Raw genomic sequence first — 19,757 nt, forward strand, 5'->3', positions numbered from 1 at the left:
TTTCTACCAGATGATCACAGACACTACGCACGTGATCCACCAGTCCCATGGATTAACCTGCTTCAACTCGGGAACCTATAAAAAATGCGTATATCGAACAACTGATGCTCGCACATGAAATTGAGCTGACAGGTATGCGCCAAGCCGGCGATGGCATATGGACAGCAGTTAGCGACCTAAAGCAAAAAATTGCGAATGGCGAGGTAAAGCGCCGCACCGGAAATAACCATGGCAATAATCGCGAGCAAGCCGTCGTTGGCGATCAATGACAGGCCAAATGCAGTCAGGGCGGCTCCCGCAGTGGTAGCAAGGAAAGGCACAATCTCCAGAGGAGGCATCGTCGCTCCAATAAGGACGCAAAAACCCGCTACTACAGCCGTGCCGATCCCACCCGTCATGAACCCCATCCGCGGACGGATAAATCGATCTACGAACCGTGCAGCCGGCCTCACCTTTTTCAGCCCCTTCTCGAATCTGTCCTGAGGCACCGATCGACTCAGCAGCTTCTGCGGCAGCCAAAAACTCTTCCTTCCTAGAAGGAGCTGTCCCGAAATCAATGTTACCAGAATCCCGATGATCGACGGTATCGTCGGGATGCCGCTCAATGGCGTCACCGCTAGAAGCCCGAAGAACAAGATAACCGGACCGAATGACCTCCGCCCGACAGCTTCCATCATTTGCTCAATGCTGACCTCGCTCTTCCCCCCCGACTCATCGCAAAGCCGGTCCAATACCTCCTCTAGATCGTGAGGCTCCTCTGCCCCACTGTCCTCTTTCTGTGATGTCTCGCTTTTATTCATCCTAGCTCCCTTGACCCAGCCGGACAGGTATCCGTTTAAGTGCTACAGTGCTCGGTCGGAATCCTCAGCCTCAGCCCGCTCGCCTTCACCGAGTGCCTGTCCAACCGTTTTTAGAATTACAAGTAGGGAAGCCATAGTGCGACGAACATCCGGATCGCGAGCGAGTTTGAGAACCTGCAACGTGCTAGGTGGATCCTTACCGAGAATTTCGCTCGCCTGTTCCGTCCCATTGCCAATGCCATCAGCCACGCCCTCAAGCTTTTCGGCCGGGATTTTCGAAAGCACTTCGGCGAGCAATGCGATCGACCCAATCAAGCGACGCCCTGGTGGAGCGTTGAGATGCTCCATGGCAACGCCGGACACTTCCGCGAACTGCCCCGTTAAACCCTGCAGTGTCCGCAACGTGCCCGACTCGCTTAGCGACTCAATCAATCCTTCCAACTCGTCACGAGCAGTTGGGCTTGGCACTGGCTCGGTGGTATATCTCAGACGTTCCGCCATTAGACATTCCCTCCTTCTGGTCTGCTTACGTCAGGGCCGCGGTAATCATCCCGCTGCCACTTCTCTTCGACGCGCACAGTGCGCAATGGCGTCGGGCTGCCGTGACGCGGATTGGATTTTGGAATAGGCGACGCTGAACGCCTGCCAAGTTTCCTAATGCTTGCGGAGATCTCCTTGTACGCAGGCGTGTCAACCACTGGATCCGCTTTGCTCGACGATAAATGATTCACACGCTGCTCAGTCGAACAAACCGGCATATAGAGCTCGCCCCTGCGAATGCTTTCCGAAACCACGATTTGCGTCGTGACCTTGCCGAACGGCGAACGTACATCGACCCAATCGCCCTCTTCGAGTCCTTGGGCCTCCGCGTCTGCCGGATTCATCTCCACGAAGGCTTCGTGAATTTTCTCAGCACAGCCCTTCACCCTGAAAGTCATATTGCCCTCGTGAAAGTGCTCGAGCACCCGGCCGTTGTTCAGATGATTCGGGTACTCCTCGTCTGGCTGGTTCACCGGCTCCGTGTAGTCGACCGGGAAGAAACTAGCTTTGCCATCCGCAGTATGAAACCTCTCCTCGTAAAGCAATGGGGTGTCGTTTCCGTCCGCATCCACGGGCCAACACAGCGAGTTGTAGCCCTTCAGCCGGTCGTAGTTAATTCCCGCGAACTCCGGGACGATCCCGGCGACTTCGTCCATAATATCGCTGGGGCTTTCATAGTTCCATTCATGGCCGAGTTTGCCCGCCAAGTCCCGGAGAATCTTCCAGTCGGGACGACATCCCTTCAGCGGCGGCAGCGCTTCGTTTAGAAGCTGCACGCGACGTTCCGTGTTAACGAACGTTCCTTCCTTCTCCAGCGATGGCGTGCCGGGAAGCACGACATCCGCAAAGCGAGCAGTAGTGGAAAAGAAGATCTCCTGGACTGCGAAAAACTCCAGTTTCTCCAACTGCTCCTGAACGCGGCGCGCGTTCGAGTCGACCAGTGCTAGCTCCTCTCCCACGACGTATAGGGCCTTGAGCGTTCCTTCCTCTATCGCGTCGATCATCGTCTTGTTGTTGAGGCCTTTTCCGCTCGGCAGCTTCATGCCCCAGGCCTCTTCGAAGGGCCTACGAGCCTCGTCGCTGTCAACAGAGGCGTAACCTGGCAAATAATTATAAAGAGCCCCGAAGTCGCAGGAACCTTGGACGTTGTTGTGTCCGCGTAACGGATACGCCCCCGTTCCAGGTTTGCCGAAATTCCCAGTCAATAGTAAGAGATTCGAGATGGCGGTGCAGGTGTCGGTCCCGCCCATGTGCTGGGTCACGCCCATAGCCCAAAGCCCGCAAACAGATTTCGCACTCGCGATCTCTTTGGCCACCTGCATCAGTGTCTCCTTCGTCAGCCCGGTCCGTGCCGCTGCAAATTCCAGCGTAAATTTTTGCAAGCTATCGCGATACTTGTCGAAGTCCTTGACCCGTCGCTCGATAAAGTCTCGATCTTCCCATCCTTGATCCAAGATGTACTTCGCGACTGCGTTGATCCAGACCAGATCCGTGCCGGGTTTAGGCTGCAGAAAGATATGGGCTCGATCCGCCATCTCATGGGTACGCAGGTCAGATACGATCAGGCGCTGCCCGTGTACCTTCACCTGCCGCTTGATGCGTGCCGCCAAGACAGGATGGGAAACCGCGGTGTTCGACCCCACGACAAAGACGAGCTCGGCCTTCGTGATGTCGTCCATCGTTCCCGCATCCGCTCCGTATCCAACTGTCCGCGACAGTCCCTTGCTAGCTGGGCTCTGGCAATAGCGGGCGCAGTTGTCGACATTGTTCGTCCCAAACACTGCACGGGCCAATTTCTGTACCAAGTAGCACTCTTCGTTAGTAATCTTCGACGAAGAGATAAAGGCCACGCTGTCGGGACCATGTTCGTCTACGATCGTCCGCAACCTTTTAGCCGTATACTCCAAGGCCTCGTCCCAATCCACCAAGTCGAATTTTCCCTCACGACGAATTATCGGGTTCACGATACGCTCGTCGCTGTTCACGAAATCCCAGCCGAACTTTCCTTTCACACATGTGGAAATCCCGTTCGCCGGAGCGTCCTTGTGCGGTTGGATTTTCAAAATATGGCGGCCTTTTGTCCAGACTTCGAAGGCACAGCCCACGCCGCAGTAGGTGCAGACGGTCTTGGTCCGCTTGATCGTCTCCTCACGCATAGCCGCCTCCGCCTTCGAGGTGGCGAAAAGCGGCCCGAGTCCGGTGAACGTCTCCGCGTACTTCACGAGGTCGATCGACTTTTTTAGAACGTGCTTGGGCGCCCCAGTAAAATGCCCCGCCTCGCCGATCATCGATTTCTCCATGAGAGCGTTGCACGGGCAAACTGTCACGCAATGCCCGCAACTCACGCAGGACGATTCGTTGATCGCCTTGCCACCATCCCATAGGACGCGCGGCTGCTCCATTGTCCAATCGATGCTCAAGGTCTCGGTCACCTGGACATTTTGGCAGGCTTCCACGCAGCGCGCGCAAAGCACGCACTGATCCGGGTCGTATCGATAAAATGGATTCGAATCGTCTACTTTATACCCCTTGCGTTTGAAAGGGTACTTTTGATGCTCAAGCCCCACCATTTCAGCGGCATTGTGCACTTCGCAATCGCCGTTATTGTAGTCGCAAACCGTACAATACAACTCGTGATTCGCGACGAGACGATTCATCGCTTCTTTTCTCGCCCCGACTGCACGCGGCGATTGCGTGACGATCTGCATGTCATTCTGCACCTCGGTGGTGCATGCACGTTTCAATTCGCCATTTACCTCGACCATGCACGAATCACAGGTCGCTAGCCCGCCCATTGCGGGATGCCGGCAAACCTGCGGAATCTCTACTCCGAGACGGTCTAGCAGGGCGGCAATCGTCTCTCCCGGATTCGCAACATGTCTCTCACCATTGATCCGAGGCAGCGTTTCTTCGTCCATGTTTACGCCGACTGCAAAGCTCGTGCCAAACTATTCTGCTGCCCGCATCTCCGCTGTTTTGCCAGAACCGGATAACTGCCTGTGACTGGGCTTCCAAAGCACCACGGTTAACCTAGACGCCATCAACGCGAGCAGTACCCCGATGGCCCACCGCACAGAAACACGCATTCGCAAATTCCGCTCGAATTAGCACTTGTATCCATTTTATTTATACTTTTTTAAATGAACCGACTGCGGGCTAACAAGTGCTCTTCACAGCAGCGTTTGGCACAGCGGATACAAGCGGGTTTCAAACCATACCGCCGGCCTCACTGAAGTCGTCGATCCGGCTAGGCAAAGCCACATGTCCCGATACGCAGGAGGCGCCGCAAGCACGTTGAAGCACTTGATTTCCCCAGCATCAGTTATCTGCCCGCCTTTCGGATCATAATAGGCGAAGCCGCGCCCGCAGCTTCCTCGTCCGTGACAAAAAATAGCCATCTCGGTAGCTTCATCCCAGGTAAGGTTCGCGATTTTGTTCATCTCCTACTGATATGAAATGCTCCGAGCGAGAAGCGTAACAAAAAACTCTAAATGCTTCGTTGCCGCCTTCTCCTCTTGTTCCCGACTATCCCTCATGCGACGCTTTCTGCAAAATTCGTGCCCACGTTCCCTCCTTGTCCTTCCGAAGCTTACCGCCCTTATATTCAATACGAAGAATCTGTCGCTGCTAAATGCATCAATAAAAGCAAGGGCGACAAATGGAGCTCATCGCTCTCACACGATGGGGACTAAGTTCCGGTGAATTGATAAACAAAGTAGCCAGCTTCGATTACCACCTCGTGAAATCTCCCGATCCTCAAAATCTGTTCGTTTCATTAAGCCTTCTAGCCAAACAGAAGTCACGGATCCTTAATATTAACCAGTTCCGCGAAGCTCTGTGGTCGGCAGGAAGTCTGCTCTAGCCCTTATCTGACCACTCTATAACACCGCAAGCCAAACGCGCTCCCGCTGCTCCCGAGGGCTGAGAAGTCAAGTCATCCTTACCTGCGTGAACGATTACGCCTTTGCCGATAATCGAATTCGGACCTTCGAACGTCAACACGCTATCAACCGTATCTCGCTGAGCTTGGCCAGCACTAGTCGCTTCTATATTGCCCAAATCGCCGACGTGCCGCACCCTAGAATCCGGTCCCGCATGTTTCGCGTTCGTCGGATTAAAGTGTCCACCCGCTGAGCTCGCGTCGGGAGCTGAGCAGTCGCCATTCTCGTGAATGTGAAACCCATGCATGCCACTTGGCAAGCCTATCAAATCCGCGACCACGCGTACACCGTCACGGTCCTCGATGAAGGTTACCGTTCCAGATACCTTATTGCCCTCCGTTGGCGATAATTGAGCAATGGCGACGCGTTGGCTCACCTCACTGTCGACCGACCTGTCCGGGCCCGGATTGCATCCTCCCAACACAGTCACTGCTAGGCCTAATGCGGCTATCGGCATCCTTTTATTTTTTCTCAGTCTTAGTATTGTTTTCATAGGTTATATTATCAGCTGTTCAGTTCAAATTTTGGTCTCACTCCCCCGCTCGTTTGCCACATAGGAAACAGCCGGGTTGGATTGCACTGCATCATCCATGCCGGACCGCTGCTAGATATACCCCACTCGCTCCGCTCGGGATTGACCCGCTTGCATACCAATTCGCACGTTCACATCTGCGTTTCGGAAAAGCTCATACGCAATATCACGCCCGCTCTGCTCCTCCCCTCGGACGAGATTAGGCACTCAATCGAACGCCTCAACTCTTAGCGCGGGCAAAGCTGAACGGGCTCGCGGGGCATGGCAATGCGCATTAACCGCAATGCAACTCACCTCCGCAAACTCACGAGTCCGGCTAACCATTAGAAGGAACGCGCTGAAAAAGCGGCCGAACGGAAGAATACACCGCAGCAGGCGCGGACTATGCAGAAACGCTTCGGCTTGCTGCCTCCCGCAACGTCTCGTCACGAGTCTATGAATACGAATATAGAAGCACCCCAAAGCTCTTTCAGCTGTAAAGTTGCCCGCGGGGGCGAACTCAACCAAATTGCCGAAAGCCGCTACGATTGGCAAACCACCGCACAGGCCCATCCGATCTCCGCTGAACGAAACTCGCTGCAAGCGGAACCCCGAAGCCCCTCGCTAGTGGAAGCCTTCATTATTCGGGCAAAGATCTCTCGCTTCGACCATGAGCACATCCCTGAGCACGTCGAGCACGCCCGTAGCTCCGGAGCTCGCGGCAGCTTTAAGCCCTCCCAAAGCAAGGGCCGAAAATTGGTCGAAATTCCTATAGAGCGTCAAAAGCCATCAATCTGATATAGAGAGGCGAAAATACGCCCCTTCTAAAACTCAAAGACACATCAAAGAGAAACCTCACACTAAAACCAAGATGTCACGTACTATGAATACAAAGAACGAGAGCCTACTTTGCGATCCCCGCAAAAAATACGAAACTCCGGATTTCGAGAATCAAGAAGACCAGTCCCACCCGGGCAGCGAGCGAAAAATGACGCCTCCCGCCGATCATGGCGAAGAAAGCTACGAGGGGACCGGAAAGCTCAAAGGTTGCGTCGCTCTCATCACCGGCGCGGACAGCGGAATCGGCAGAGCAGTTGCCCTCGCCTACGCCCGCGAAGGCGCGGACGTCGCCTTCACCTATCTGGAAGAGGATCAAGACGCCCAAGAAACCGAGCGTCTCATTACCGAATCCGGGCGGAGGGCGAAGTCATATAAAATGGACCAAACCAGCCGGAACGCTTGCGACGAGGTGCTGGAGTCACTGATAGAGGAATTCGGAAAAATTGATATACTCGTCAATAACGCGGCGTTTCAAAAAACATACGAATCCTTCGATGACATCACGGACGAGGATATCGAACGCACCTTCAAAACCAATATCGAGGCATTCTTCTATTTCTCTCGAACAGCGTTGAAGCACCTACCACCCGGCGGTTCGATCATCAATACCACTTCAATACAAGCGTTTTCTCCCAGCCCTTCTCTCGCTCCCTATTCGGCGACCAAAGCGGCAATAGCGAATTTCACGCTCTCGCTCGCCCAAGAAGCCATCAAGAAAGGGATTCGAGTAAACGCCGTCGCGCCGGGCCCCGTATGGACGCCCTTGATACCCGCGACCTTGCCTTTGGAAGACGTGAAAAGCTTCGGCAAAAACACACTCTTCGAAAGACCAGCCCAACCGGCGGAACTCGCCCCCATTTACGTCTTCCTCGCCTCCGACGCAGCCAGCTATATCACCGCGGAAATCTACGGCGCTACCGGAGGTGGGAAGCAACTATAGACGAGTAGCGTCCTTCGCCCTTGGGAGATTGGGCGGTCATTCAAACGCAATACCAACAAGTGGCCGAAACCACTTAGCTATACATCGCTCCGCCTTTTAAACAGTCAGGTTTCAAATTCAAAAAACGACACCGCGTGCACAGGGGCATTTAGGCAAGATTCCTGCAGGCACCGCTATACTATGAACTGGATTCTACCTGAGACTAAAGAAGCTTTTGTAGCAATTAAAGTAAGCGGCAGGCTGGACAAAAACGACTATGACACGATCGTGCCCACCCTTAAAAATCGAATCGAGCAATACGAATATATATCGTTGTATTGGGAGATGGAAAATTTCGACGGATGGACGTTCGGCGGCCTGTGGACAGACCTCAAGTTCGATGTGAAATACGCTAAGAATTTCAAAAAAATCGCCATCGTTGGGGAAAAGAAAACGCACGATCTTATGGAATCCTTTCTAAAGCCCTTCACCTCGAGCAAAACGAAATACTTCGATCGCGATGATAAGGAAGTAGCTTTGCATTGGGCGAAGAGCCCCATTTCCAGCAAGTTGAGCTAACCAACAACCCGCTCTTCGGTTATACGGACCGCTCGGAGGAGAGAGACCTAAGAGTGTCAAGCCACGCCAAACTATCACCTGCAGTTCCCCTACTGCACTTCGCAACCTCAGTCATACATATTGCAACTTCGTCCGCGTATTCGATGTTAGCATACGTGTAGATCCTGATATAACTGACTCCCTTTTCCGTCCTTGAACTGCTTCAAGCTTGTATATTGGCGATGCTCTCATTGAGCTGCTTGTCGGTCCGAAGAGGATATGGCTTTCCTGGTTCGCAACCGCTCGAAATAATTCGAAACCCAATCGATCCCCGTTTTTCCTGCTCGTAATTCGACGCAGGAATCGCAGCGATCGCTCCTAGTTCCGCCAGAATCAATCGAACCGCGACGCCAGCCCGCATGCACACAGACGAAACCTCCCCGAAAAAATCCAGGTCGAAAGCGAAAGCTAGAAACGGAAAAAACGCTTCATCTTCGGATTCCAAACCCCATCCATCACCAGAGGCAAAGAATTCCTTGCCAGACAAGCTGACCATCGTCGGCATCGGAGCCTCCGCGGGCGGCTTGACCGCGCTGAGGAAATTCTTCGAGCACGCCCCCACCGACGCAGGGCTCGCCTACGTCGTGGTCGTTCACCTCTCGCCAGACCACGAGAGCCGGCTCGCCGAGCTCTTGCAGCCACACGTCAAGATGCCGGTCCAGCAGGTCACGAAGACGATTCCTATCGAGAAGAACCACGTCTACGTCATCCCGCCCAACGCGAACCTCAACACCATCGACTCCCACCTCCGGCTGAGCAAGCTCGAGGAAAAGCGACGCGAACGAGCGCCCATCGACCACTTCTTCCATACGCTCGCGAACACCTACGACGGCAGAGCCGTTGGCGTCATACTCTCCGGCACCGGCGGCGACGGAACCCTCGGCCTCAAGGAGATCAAGGAAAACGGCGGGTTCACCGTAGCGCAGAATCCCAGCGAGGCCGAGTATGACGGCATGCCGCAAAGCGCCATCGCCTCGGGCGTCGTCGACCTCGTGCTGCCGCTGGCGGAGATCGGGCCGACCGTGGCAGGCTTCGCCAGCGTCCATCCCCGGCTCCCCAAAGTCGGCCGTGAGGGCGAAGCAGCGGACGAAGTACGCAAGCTTCTGCACAAGGTCTTCCAATGCCTGAAGTCGCGCGTCAACCGCGACTTCAGCAGCTACAAGCACTCCACCGTCATCCGCCGCATCCAACGCCGCATGCAGCTCCGCGGGATCGAGGACGTATCAATCTACCTGAAGAAACTCCGGGAGGACGCCAAGGAAGTCCAAACCCTGGCAGACGACCTCCTCATCACCGTGACCAGCTTCTTCCGCGACCCGGAAGTGCATCGCCTGCTAGCCGAAACCGTCATCCCGCAGATCTTCGACAAGAAAGGAGCCGAAGAAGAGATCAGAATATGGAGCGTCGGCTGCGCGACCGGTGAAGAAGCCTACACGCTTGCAATCCTCTTCCTGGAAGAAGCAACCCGCCGCGACATCACGCCACGCATCCAGATCTTCGGCTCCGACCTCCACCATCATTCCCTCAAGACCGCCCGCGACGGCTTCTATTCCATCGACATCGAAGCAGTCGTCTCCCGCGAACGACTCCAGCGCTTCTTCATCAACGAAAGCGGCGGGTACCAAGTCCGCAATGAAGTGCGTGAGATGGTGCTCTTCGCCCCGCAAAACCTGCTCAGCGACCCGCCCTTCTCGCGGATCGACCTCATCTCCTGCCGTAACCTGATGATCTACATCAAGCGCGAGGTGCAACGCGACATCATCGAGCTCTTCCACTACGCCCTGCGCCCCGACGGGCACCTCCTCCTCGGCACTTCCGAAACCATCGACACCCCCGACCTCTTTCAGGTCAAGGACAAGAGGCACTGCATCTACCAAAAGAGAAACATCCAAGGCCCCGAGCCCAAACTGCCCGTCTTCCCCCTCACCCAAAGCCGGCTGCCCTTCCTTCCAGACCAGCCCCACCGACCGGAATCCGGAGAACCCGTAGCCTACAGCACCGTACACCAGCGACTGAGCTCCCAACACGCCCCGCCCAGCATCCTCATAAGTCCCGGCGACAAGCTCGTCCACCTCTCCGAACGATGCGGAAGTTTCCTCAGCCACCCAAGCGGAGCGCCTACCACCAGCATCTTTAAGCTAGTCCGCGATGAATTTCGCGTGGAACTGAGGTCGGTTCTCTCCGCCATTAGAGGCGGACAGGTCGCAACCGATTCCCGCCCCATTGCGATCCATCTCGACGGCGAACCTTCCCTCGTCACGTTGCGCGCCCGAGCCACCCTCGACCCCCAGTTCTCTGGCTTCGCCCTCGTCATCTTCGACGCGCAACCGGTAGCGGAAGACGCTCTCGAAAAACCGGCCGGCAAATCCCGAGACAGAGAAGGCGAAACCGACGAGCGCGCTAGGACGCTCGAACAAGAGCTCAACCACACCCGCCAACGGCTGCAGGCCATCGTCGAGGAATACGAGACCGGCCAAGAGGAAATGCGCGCCTCAAACGAGGAAATGCAATCGACCAATGAAGAGCTGCGCTCGGCCATGGAAGAGCTCGAGACCAGCAAGGAAGAGCTGCAAAGCATGAACGAGGAGCTCCAAACCGTCAACCAGGAGAACCGCTACAAGGTAGAAGAGCTGGGCCAACTCTCCGACGACCTGCAAAACCTCCTCGCCGCCACCGACATCGCTACCCTCTTCCTCGACCGCGATTTCCGGATCCTCCGTTTCACCCCCAAGGTCAGCGAACTCTTCAACATCCGGTCAACCGACAGGGGAAGGCCCATCTCAGACCTGACCCACAGCCTCGGCGACAACCAAATCCTCGCCGACCTCAAACGCGTGCTCTCGGACCTCGTACCCATCGAACGCGAACTGCTCGCCGAATCCGGCCAGTACTACCTCACCCGAGTCATTCCCTACCGCAGCTCCGACGACCGCATCGAAGGCATCGTCATCACCTTCGTCGACATATCGGCACGCAAGCAAGCAGAGGCCGTCATCGAAAACTCCCGGCGATACGCCGAAAAAATCATCGAATCCCTCCCCGAACCGCTGCTCGTGCTCACGCCCCAGCTCAGCGTCAAGTTTGCCAACGCGGCCTTCTACAAACACTTCCACGTAAGCCCTGAGCAAACCGTCGACGTCCGCCTCTCCGCCCTCGGCAACGGACAGTGGGACATCCCGGAACTGAAAAAAATGCTCAAAGGCGTCCTCGGCGATCGTTCGCCCTTCGCCGAATTCCAAGTCCAATGGGAGTTCGAAAACCTAGGCCGACGCGTCATGTTCCTCAGCGCCAAGCCACTGGAAGACCACGAACTCCTGTTGCTCAGAATCGAGGACCGCACCGAACGCTTCGAAATTGAAGAAAACCGGGCGAAGCTCGCCGCGATCGTCGACTCCTCCCATGACGCCATCCTAAGCAAGACCTTGGACGGCACCATCCTCTCTTGGAACGGCGGAGCGGAGCGCATCTTCGGCTACACCGCAGCCGAAGCCGTCGGCCAGCCGATCACCCTTATTGTACCACCCGAACTCAAAGCCGAGGAGGAAGGCATCCTAAGCCGACTCCGCAGAGGCGAAGGACTCGAGCATTTCGAAACGGAACGCGTCGCCAAAGACGGCCGCCGCATCTGCGTATCCCTCACCATCTCACCCGTACGCGACGACCAAGACAAAGTCATCGGCGCCTCGAAAGTCGCCCGCGACGTCACCCAACAGAAAAAAGCCGAAAACCGCCTCCGCCTCCTCTGGAAGTCAGCGTCCGCCCTGCTCTCGACCCAAGCTCCTAAGCAGATGCTCGAGGAAGTCTTCGCCTCGATCGCCCCCCACTTCGAACTTTCCGCCTACCTCAACTATACCCTAAGCGAGTGCGGGAACTTCCTGACCCTCGCGTCCCACGCCGGCTTGCCGGATGAGGAAGTCCAGAAGATCAAGAGCCTCACCCCAGGCGACACCGCATCCGGCATCACCGCCTCGGAGCGGCGCCCCTTCGTGGCGACCCATATCCAAGATTCCGACGACGAAAAAACGAGACAACTCAAGAGCTTCGGCTTTCGTTCGTACGTGTGCAAACCCTTGCTCAGGGACGACCAGCTGCTCGGAACCCTATGCTTCGCCAGCAATGAAAAAGACGAGTTCGACCCCGTAGAACTCGATTTCCTCGAAACCATCAGCCGCTACGTCACCTCCGCCTACGAACGCCTCCGGCTCGTTGAACAGCTCCGCGTGTCGGACCGGCGCAAGGACGAGTTCCTGGCCACCCTCGCCCACGAGCTCCGCAACCCGCTCGCCCCCATCCGGACCGGCCTAGAGCTCTTGAAAGTTGCCGACGACAAACTGGAAATATTTGAGGAAGTCCACGAAATCATGGAACGGCAGACCAAGCAGCTCGCCCTCCTCGTCGACGACTTAATGGACATCTCCCGCATCACCCGCGGCAAGCTAAAGCTCAAGAAAACAACTATAGCCCTCGAAGATGTCATCCGCAGCGCAGTCGAAGAGGCGACACCTTTAATCAACGAAGGAAAGCAAAAGCTCACTGTCTCCCTGCCAGACAAACCCGTAACGCTCTACGCCGACCCCAGCCGCTTGGCTCAGGTAATTTCGAACCTTCTAAACAACGCCGCCAAATATACCCCCAACCAGGGGAGCATAGAGCTCTCGGCCGACCTCGTCGAAGACAACGTAACCATCACCGTGAGAGACACCGGCATAGGTATTCCACAGGACAAGCAAGAGCACGTTTTTGAAATGTTCTCCCAGATCGAAGGTCCGAGCGAGTACTCGAACGCAGGCCTCGGCATTGGACTAACGCTCGTCAAAACCCTGACTGACATGCATGGCGGGACGGTCAGTGTACAGAGCGAAGGAGAAGGCCTAGGCAGCTCCTTTTGCCTGCACCTGCCCGCAGAGGTCAAAAGAGTCCCGTCCCCACAAAAAGCCCAACCCAGAGATGACAACCCTCAAGGCACACATGCGAGCCGACGTGTGCTCATCGCGGACGACAACGAATCCGCGCTTAAAGTTCTGGCGTTGTACTTCGAAAAGCTCGGTCATGACGTCCGCACCGCGGCTGACGGCCAACAAGCAGTGGAGATAGCAGCGGAATTCCGGCCTGAATTCGCGCTGCTCGACCTAGGCATGCCCCGAATGGATGGTTACCAAACCGCTCGCGCTATCCGTGAGCAGGAGTGGGGAAAAGATATCGCCTTGGTCGCGCTGACCGGTTGGGGTCAGGAAGAGGACAAGCGAAAAAGCAAAGAAGCAGGCTTCGACGAACACATCGTTAAGCCCGCTAATAAGGAAGCTCTACTACAACTGATGGTTCGGCACAGCCCCGATCCGCGCCAACTGTCAGGCTAAACTCACCAGCTACACTAAAGCCCATTCTGGTCCTTTAGTCCCGACATCCACCATCAGCTACTACAACTGCTTCTCCTCGTGATCTGAAATCGAAACGTACGCATTTCGATTCCCTAGGAACACACTCAGACTCCGTTCGATTAAGAGCCCGTGCTCTAAGCGCTATCGTAGAGATGAAGGCTTAGTGCGGGGCTTCCGAGATGCGGAGTTACGACTCACCTAGGAGCAAAACCAAACGATCCTACGCAACTGGCCCCTCCTCGTTTCATTGCGTCTAATTGTTCGCCTGTAGTTCATCTGGTCCAGGGCTAATCTCTGGCGATAGGCCTTGTCCATAAGCGGCTCGAGCTATAGCGAAGCTCGCCAGCGGAAAAGTGATAAACCTAAAACGGAAACTCAGTAGCGAGCCGCTCTCTTCAAATTCAATAAAGCGAAACCGAGCGTTCCGGTTGCGCCACAGCTCAATACCTGAGATAAACTTTCTTGAACGGCAAGAGCGATACTGAACTGGAAAACACAAAAAGAGCTACTAATAGATAGATAACAGCTACTGCCAGCCATATACCCTCTCCCTTATACTTTAAAACCCGCGTATACCAGGGAGGAAAACGCGAATGCATCCGTAGCCAGCTAGTCCCTCAAATTGTCTTGGCGACAATAGTATAACACCGATTGAGCCTAAAAGGGATTATCAGACGCAAAGCATTGTGTTCTACGTATAGTAGCCGCAGCGTCACCTCAATTTTTCCCTTTGTACTATATGCATTTTTACCTGCGAAGCATCCGCTTTTGGCGCACTTGATGCGGAGGTACAATCTCACAACCGGTAGCCCGAACTCTTCATGGCGGTCCTACTGAAAATTACCTCTTTATAACCCTAAACTCAAACGAGCCCATGAAAGCAGCCGTATTCCACCGCCCAGGAAAAATAACCTGCGACACTGTTGACGATCCGAAACTCGAGAAGCCGGACGATATTATAGTAAGGGTCACCGCCACTGCCATCTGCGGCTCGGACTTGCATATATACGACGGCTTCCTCCCCCAGCTGAAAAACATGGTGCTGGGCCACGAGTTCATGGGAATTGTCGAGGACGCTGGAGCGGCGGTGACTTCCGTAGCGAAAGGGGATCGCGTCGTCGTGCCGTTTCCCGTGGCGTGCGGAGGATGCTTCTTTTGCGGCCATGGCCTACCTGGCCATTGCGAACATTCCAACGACAACTACGGACCGGAGGGAGGGCTGTTAAAGCAAAAAGGCGGAGCCCTCTTCGGCTATACCGACCTCTACGGCGGCTACGATGGAGGCCAAGCCGAATACGTGCGCGTCCCCTACGCGAACTTCGGCCCGCGAAAGGTCAACCCGGACTTCTCCGACGAACAGGTTCTTTTCCTCACCGATATCTTTCCGACCGGCTACACCGCTATCGACTGGGCGAACCTTCAAGGTGGCGAAACGGTAGCAGTCTTCGGCTGCGGCCCCGTCGGCCTCATGGCCCAGAAAGTTGCGTGGCTGAAAGGAGCGGGACGGGTCATCGGGATCGACCGCGAACCCTACCGACTCGAAACCGCGCAACGGACCGCCAAGTCGGAAACTATTAATTTCAAGGATACCGATCCGGTAGAAGCCATCCGAGAAATGACCGACGGCCGCGGTGCCGACGTTTGCGTCGACGCAGTAGGATTGGAGGCAGAACGCAGCGTACTCGACAAGCTGGGTAACATTGTGCACATGCAAATGGGCACCATCAACGCCCTGCGCATGTGCTGCAGCGCCGTCAGGCGCGGCGGTCATGTCAGTATCGTGGGAGTCTACGGCATGTCTTACGACAACTTCCCTATCGGACAGATTTTCGACAAGGGCTTGAAGCTGAGCGCCGGGCAAGCCCCCGTCCACAAGTACATTGACGACCTCATCGATCACGTGGAATCGGGCCGCGTGCAGCTGGATGATATTATCACCCACCGCCTCTCTCTAGACCAAGTCTCCCACGGCTACGACATTTTCAAAAAGAAGCAGGATAACTGTGTCAAAGTCGTGCTCACGCCTTGAGCGCGCGCGGCCGCCGCGTAGCGTAACTTGCCGCCCGAGCTGCAGATCATTTCTGGTTGAGCGCCGCCGCCGCTCGTTCGAGCGACTCTGGCTCTTGTCCTGAGCCAGCGACACGCCCAGATTGCTTTTCGGTTTCGCCCTGTTCCGGAGCAGGTAGAAACTCGTTAAAGAGCCCATTCGCACCCGTCGCCAGCCCCGGCATCAACTGGTCTCCCATCGCGGCCACCCACCAACGCCAAGGCACGATCGTCTCCGGTTTCCCACTACGGCAAGCGGAAAGGATCTTCCGCGCGGCTGAAGAGGCTTTGGCGCTGATCCCCGGCGCTCCGGATAACGCTGCGAACCACTCGAACTCCTCTGACTGTCGCCCGCGGAAACCTGCCGCTCCGTGGGAGCCGGTTCGCATCAACCCCGGACAAGCAACAGTCACTCTGATGTTCTCCTGTCGCAGCTCCGCAGCAAGGGCTCGCGAAAACCCCACAAGAGCGTGCTTGCTCGCCGAATACGCGGACATGTGAGGCACGCCCACCTTGCCGCCGATCGAGCTGATATTCAGAATTCTTCCCTCTCCTTGGCGACGCATCATTGGCAGTACTGCTCGAATACAGGAAATCGGACCGTAGAGGTGCGTATCAATCGCCTCCTCGAAGTCGCTACGCTTATGGTTGTCGAACGGAGCGCAGAGTATAGTGCCGGCATTATTGATCAAAACGTCGACGCGGCCAAAAGCACTCTCGATCTCATCAAACGCGACTTCGACCGAGGCGGAATTGGTGACGTCGCACTCGATGGTGAGAACAGACGCACTCTCCGTCAGGCGCTCGAGATCCTCCCGTGCCGATCGCAGGCTTTCTCCGGAACGGCCGAGCAGCACGACGCTCGCCCCTTCTCCGGCCAGCTGCCTTGCCATCTCCAAGCCTAAGCCCCGAGACCCGCCCACGATCGCTATCACCCGCCCTTCGAACCGGTAACGGCTACCGTTTCGTTTTAGCATCCAGTAGGCGAGGCCAGTCCCTGCTGCTGCGAGCAGTAAATTTGTTGATAGCTTCATAGGGCAACTCGTTTGCAATTGCCGTGCCGATTAAATCGACGGCGGACAGGACATCCTCCATTGCCCCCACAAGGAAGCCTCCTATTTTGCTAAGCGTAGCTTATGGTATCGTTTAACGAGCTGGGATCCTATCAAGGAGCTCCTCGCGCGCTATGCGAGAGAGGGACTCGTGCATCGCCTCATCCTCACGGCGAGACGCCTTCAGTAGCTCCACCGTATCCAGATAATCAAGACATTCAGCTAACTCCGTGGTAGCACGGTAAGCTGCGAGTTCATAAAGCTCGATGCGGCGGGTGTGAGCAATGATCAGATAGTCGCGCGCCGCAGGTAGACTCACTTCCGCCACATGGTCTTGACCCCCGTCGATCAGCCCTTGCATCGCTTTAGACGCATCCCCGCCCAAGTCCCAACCACGGCCGTTCCCGATCCGTTCAAGCCGCTCCCTATGCCGATGGGTTTCGTAAACGTGCTTCTCGAAGCACCGAGAAAGAGACGAATTTGTCGCTAACGACGCCAATTTCGGGAGAGCGGATTCTAGTTGGCATTCGACGCTGTAGGCGTCCCGGAGTTGGTCCCGTAGAGCGCTTTCTAAACTTTCGACTTTCCGGTCGGTCATTTCGTCAAAGGTGCTATTTAGCTTCCAAGAACCTAGGAGTCCAATGTTTCGATTGCTTCAGGGTTAGTTCGTCTGCCTTCAAGCAAATCACAGAATAGGTGTGTCGCTCGCCGGTCATCGCCAATGGGTGCTGGAGGAAGGCTCCAGTTGTCAGAATCCTCTCCGTCACGGTTCACCAGAACGTGATCGAAGTTGTGGGCCGATCAAAGCTCTTCAAGAGCGTTGCCTGCCCGTCGCTCAATGTCTTCTAAATCCGGCAACGCGAGGTCGACCTTCTTTTTTCTCTGTCGCCGAATCAACTTCTGCCGCATGAGGTCCGTCACCACTTTCTCGAGCGCGGTTCCGCTATCCTTGATTTCTTCGATCTCGTCATTGCTTAGTGGAGACAGAAAAATGGAGACGGACTGGTGAGTCTTGAGGCGTCGGTCGTGCATCAACGCTTGTGCCACAAACGTGTTAACCTCAAAGAACGCGTTACCCACTTCAAATAGCTCCTGCGTTTCCTCTACATCAACGGCTTGCAGGTTGCCTCGAACGTCGAAGGTGAGGTAGCGATCGTTCTCGCCCAATTCCTCGATTTCGTGTTTGCTGCGAAAGTGGTAGTCCCGCCCGTCCTTCTCCCCCGGACGCGGCGACCTGAAGTTATACAGGACCAATGGCGCCAACGACTTCGCCAGCTGGGGACGGTACTGCTTGATAGCGCTCGCTAGTGGGCTCTTTCCAGCACAGGAGGGGCCCGTCAATATGACTAATCTCGAATCTGATTTGTCTGTCATCGTTTATCGCATCCACTGTTGCATTCCCCGTTCCAACGAGCGAGCAGTGGCGCTACTTATGCAAGCGGGGCCCTATGGTTTTTCTACGACAGGTATCAGTGCTCGCGGCAGCTAGCGTTCTCTTGTTCGGCTGCGGAGACTATCCCAGAGACGCAAGGGACTCACTCAAAGACGCGGCGGACCTCGGGAAGTTGAAAGCTGGGTACACGCTGCATTCCCCTTGGGTTTCTGAAGGCAACGCCGGTTCCAGTCCAACCGGCCATGAAGCCCGCCTGATAAACGAATTTGCAGGTGCACTCGACCTGAACGTGGAGTGGATCTCAGGGTCGGAATCACAGCTCCTTGAATGGCTGGAAAAAGGCGAGATCGACCTCGCCATTGGCGGCTTCCCTAAAGACCTCGCTTGGAAAAGTCACGCTGCCCTGACCTTTCCTTATTTCTCTTCCACGAGCAGAGAAGTCCCTCGTGTCATCGCCGTTCCTGCTGGGGAAAACCAGTTGTTAACTACTCTCGAACGCTACCTCTTGGAGGTAACCGAAGCGACGAATCGCTAATTCCACCCATGAACAAACGCGAGCCAAAGCAGATACCTGATGATAAGCTCCCGCTGTTCGAGAGGGCGAACAAGCTAGAGCGTTGGAGCATCACATGGATGTCAACGATCGTGCTGACAACCGGACTTGCCCTCAGTTCATCGCATGCGATGAAGGCTGCTTGGCTGGAGGATATACTCGGTCTCGTCCCGCCAATGGTTTATCTGATAGCGTCCCGGATAGCACCAAAGCCGTCCGACGAAGAGCACCCCTACGGGCACGGGCGTTCCATGTCGCTCGCTTTTCTCGCTGCCTCCGCAGCGATACTCGTCCTCGGACTGTACCTTGCCTTCGAATCCCTTTCCTCTCTAGTCTCTGTAGATCGTCCGTCGCTGGGGTTGTACAGCTTGGCCGGTCACACATGGCCTATCTGGTCGGGCTGGATCATGATCGCCGCCCTCGTTTACAGCATGGTACCGCCCATTATATTGGGTCGGCTAAAGCTGGAGGTCGCTACCAAAATCCACAGTAAGACCCTTTACGCGGACGCTGTCATGAACAAGGACGACTGGTTGACTGCGGGTGCCGCGGTGGTTGGCATCATCCTCGTCGGGTTTGGACTCTGGTGGGCTGACGCCGCTGCTTCGCTCGTGATTTCCTGCAACATTCTGCGAGACGGTTATCTCAATATCATGCGGGCCGCTCGCGATCTTATGGATCAACGACCAACCGATCTACAGGAGGGAGAGGCCTTGGGACTGGAAAAACGGGTGGAACGCGAGCTCGAATCGCACCCGGCAGTCCAGCGGGCGCGTGTGCGACTGCGGGAGGAAGGCTCGCTATTTTCAGGCGAAGCCTTCCTGCGACTCGAAGGTGATTCAGTCGCGTCCAAGGAACTTTTTACTAACCTTTCGAACGCTGCCAAAAGCATCGACTGGCGAATCTGCGAGATAATCGTAGCTTTCGACGACTCGGCCGATTGAGTCGCCAACAGTCGAGCAAGCGAACTATGTATCCAGTATACAACTTCACTCTAAACCGACTTAGCAGCTTATGCAAAGCGAGAGGCAATTAGCCACCCGACTATGGCCGATTGCACCGTTCGCCGCCGAACCCGCGGATCGCCTCCTGACTCCTTCGCGGAGGAAGGCTTAAATGCGGTCCGTAGTTTCCTCCGGCCCGACTGGCTACGATTCAGGCATAGC

15 protein-coding genes are annotated in these 19,757 nt (G+C 55.7%); 7 read left to right on the forward strand and 8 right to left on the reverse strand.

Annotated elements, in window-relative coordinates; all coding sequences use genetic code 11:
- Positions 1 to 176 precede the first annotated feature (176 nt).
- The 5 genes from QEH53_RS00775 to QEH53_RS00795 all read right to left on the reverse strand — a co-directional run bounded on the left by QEH53_RS00775 (position 177) and on the right by QEH53_RS00795 (position 5,738).
- Positions 177 to 800: an exopolysaccharide biosynthesis protein gene (locus QEH53_RS00775; RefSeq protein WP_309021207.1), complete on the reverse strand. Its 624-nt coding sequence runs from the start codon at positions 798 to 800 to the stop codon at positions 177 to 179.
- Positions 801 to 842: 42 nt separating this feature from the next.
- Positions 843 to 1,301: a DUF1641 domain-containing protein gene (locus tag QEH53_RS00780; RefSeq protein ID WP_309021208.1), complete on the reverse strand. Its 459-nt coding sequence runs from the start codon at positions 1,299 to 1,301 to the stop codon at positions 843 to 845.
- The gene (fdhF, locus tag QEH53_RS00785) at positions 1,301 to 4,258 is read right to left on the reverse strand and encodes a formate dehydrogenase subunit alpha (RefSeq protein WP_309021209.1); all 2,958 of its coding nucleotides are present in this window, start codon (positions 4,256 to 4,258) and stop codon (positions 1,301 to 1,303) included. Before fdhF ends, QEH53_RS00780 begins: the two co-directional genes overlap by 1 nt.
- A 252-nt stretch (positions 4,259 to 4,510) precedes the next feature.
- Positions 4,511 to 4,780, reverse strand: coding sequence for a hypothetical protein (locus QEH53_RS00790; RefSeq protein ID WP_309021210.1), 270 nt, complete (start codon positions 4,778 to 4,780; stop codon positions 4,511 to 4,513).
- 418 nt (positions 4,781 to 5,198) lie between these two features.
- Positions 5,199 to 5,738 carry a superoxide dismutase family protein gene (locus QEH53_RS00795; RefSeq protein WP_309021211.1) on the reverse strand — a complete coding sequence of 180 codons (540 nt, stop codon included), beginning with the start codon at positions 5,736 to 5,738 and terminating at the stop codon, positions 5,199 to 5,201.
- Between the two features lie 510 nt (positions 5,739 to 6,248).
- On the opposite strand from QEH53_RS00795, the gene QEH53_RS00800 reads away from it, so the two are divergent.
- From QEH53_RS00800 to QEH53_RS00820, 5 genes are all read left to right on the forward strand, one after another.
- Positions 6,249 to 6,590, forward strand: a complete 342-nt coding sequence (locus tag QEH53_RS00800) for a catalase (RefSeq protein ID WP_309021212.1) — start codon at positions 6,249 to 6,251, stop codon at positions 6,588 to 6,590.
- Between the two features lie 85 nt (positions 6,591 to 6,675).
- The gene (locus QEH53_RS00805) at positions 6,676 to 7,572 is read left to right on the forward strand and encodes an SDR family oxidoreductase (protein ID WP_309021213.1); all 897 of its coding nucleotides are present in this window, start codon (positions 6,676 to 6,678) and stop codon (positions 7,570 to 7,572) included.
- Between the two features lie 180 nt (positions 7,573 to 7,752).
- Positions 7,753 to 8,130: an STAS/SEC14 domain-containing protein gene (locus QEH53_RS00810; RefSeq protein WP_309021214.1), complete on the forward strand. Its 378-nt coding sequence runs from the start codon at positions 7,753 to 7,755 to the stop codon at positions 8,128 to 8,130.
- Positions 8,131 to 8,645: 515 nt separating this feature from the next.
- Positions 8,646 to 13,526, forward strand: a complete 4,881-nt coding sequence (locus QEH53_RS00815; RefSeq protein ID WP_309021215.1) for a chemotaxis protein CheB — start codon at positions 8,646 to 8,648, stop codon at positions 13,524 to 13,526.
- An 895-nt stretch (positions 13,527 to 14,421) separates the two neighbouring features.
- Positions 14,422 to 15,576 (forward strand): zinc-dependent alcohol dehydrogenase, encoded by a 1,155-nt coding sequence (locus QEH53_RS00820; RefSeq protein WP_309021216.1) that lies wholly within the window; start codon positions 14,422 to 14,424, stop codon positions 15,574 to 15,576.
- 46 nt (positions 15,577 to 15,622) lie between these two features.
- On the opposite strand, the gene QEH53_RS00825 is transcribed toward QEH53_RS00820, so the two are convergent.
- The 3 genes from QEH53_RS00825 to QEH53_RS00835 form a co-directional block, all read right to left on the reverse strand.
- The gene (locus tag QEH53_RS00825; RefSeq protein WP_309021217.1) at positions 15,623 to 16,627 is read right to left on the reverse strand and encodes an SDR family oxidoreductase; all 1,005 of its coding nucleotides are present in this window, start codon (positions 16,625 to 16,627) and stop codon (positions 15,623 to 15,625) included.
- A 112-nt stretch (positions 16,628 to 16,739) separates the two neighbouring features.
- A complete protein-coding gene (locus tag QEH53_RS00830; RefSeq protein WP_309021218.1) occupies positions 16,740 to 17,243 on the reverse strand; it encodes a DUF892 family protein in 504 nt (167 codons plus the stop codon).
- A gap of 203 nt (positions 17,244 to 17,446) precedes the next feature.
- A complete protein-coding gene (locus QEH53_RS00835; protein WP_309021219.1) occupies positions 17,447 to 18,019 on the reverse strand; it encodes a hypothetical protein in 573 nt (190 codons plus the stop codon).
- A gap of 74 nt (positions 18,020 to 18,093) precedes the next feature.
- On the opposite strand from QEH53_RS00835, the gene QEH53_RS00840 reads away from it, so the two are divergent.
- Positions 18,094 to 18,573, forward strand: coding sequence for a transporter substrate-binding domain-containing protein (locus tag QEH53_RS00840; protein ID WP_309021220.1), 480 nt, complete (start codon positions 18,094 to 18,096; stop codon positions 18,571 to 18,573).
- A gap of 8 nt (positions 18,574 to 18,581) precedes the next feature.
- A complete protein-coding gene (locus tag QEH53_RS00845) occupies positions 18,582 to 19,535 on the forward strand; it encodes a cation diffusion facilitator family transporter (protein WP_309021221.1) in 954 nt (317 codons plus the stop codon).
- Positions 19,536 to 19,757 lie beyond the last annotated feature (222 nt).

Source organism: Pelagicoccus sp. SDUM812002, from assembly GCF_031127835.1.
Taxonomy (GTDB): domain Bacteria; phylum Verrucomicrobiota; class Verrucomicrobiia; order Opitutales; family Opitutaceae; genus Pelagicoccus.

Bases quoted from the DNA above. Each gene is read 5' to 3' on its own strand.
- QEH53_RS00775 (WP_309021207.1), bottom strand. From the start codon at position 800: ATGAATAAAAGCGAGACATCACAGAAAGAGGACAGTGGGGCAGAGGAG.
- QEH53_RS00780 (WP_309021208.1), bottom strand. From the start codon at position 1,301: ATGGCGGAACGTCTGAGATATACCACCGAGCCAGTGCCAAGCCCAACT.
- fdhF (WP_309021209.1), bottom strand. From the start codon at position 4,258: ATGGACGAAGAAACGCTGCCTCGGATCAATGGTGAGAGACATGTTGCG.
- QEH53_RS00790 (WP_309021210.1), bottom strand. From the start codon at position 4,780: ATGAACAAAATCGCGAACCTTACCTGGGATGAAGCTACCGAGATGGCT.
- QEH53_RS00795 (WP_309021211.1), bottom strand. From the start codon at position 5,738: ATGCCGATAGCCGCATTAGGCCTAGCAGTGACTGTGTTGGGAGGATGC.
- QEH53_RS00800 (WP_309021212.1), top strand. From the start codon at position 6,249: ATGAATACGAATATAGAAGCACCCCAAAGCTCTTTCAGCTGTAAAGTT.
- QEH53_RS00805 (WP_309021213.1), top strand. From the start codon at position 6,676: ATGAATACAAAGAACGAGAGCCTACTTTGCGATCCCCGCAAAAAATAC.
- QEH53_RS00810 (WP_309021214.1), top strand. From the start codon at position 7,753: ATGAACTGGATTCTACCTGAGACTAAAGAAGCTTTTGTAGCAATTAAA.
- QEH53_RS00820 (WP_309021216.1), top strand. From the start codon at position 14,422: ATGAAAGCAGCCGTATTCCACCGCCCAGGAAAAATAACCTGCGACACT.
- QEH53_RS00825 (WP_309021217.1), bottom strand. From the start codon at position 16,627: ATGAAGCTATCAACAAATTTACTGCTCGCAGCAGCAGGGACTGGCCTC.
- QEH53_RS00830 (WP_309021218.1), bottom strand. From the start codon at position 17,243: ATGACCGACCGGAAAGTCGAAAGTTTAGAAAGCGCTCTACGGGACCAA.
- QEH53_RS00835 (WP_309021219.1), bottom strand. From the start codon at position 18,019: ATGACAGACAAATCAGATTCGAGATTAGTCATATTGACGGGCCCCTCC.
- QEH53_RS00840 (WP_309021220.1), top strand. From the start codon at position 18,094: ATGGTTTTTCTACGACAGGTATCAGTGCTCGCGGCAGCTAGCGTTCTC.
- QEH53_RS00845 (WP_309021221.1), top strand. From the start codon at position 18,582: ATGAACAAACGCGAGCCAAAGCAGATACCTGATGATAAGCTCCCGCTG.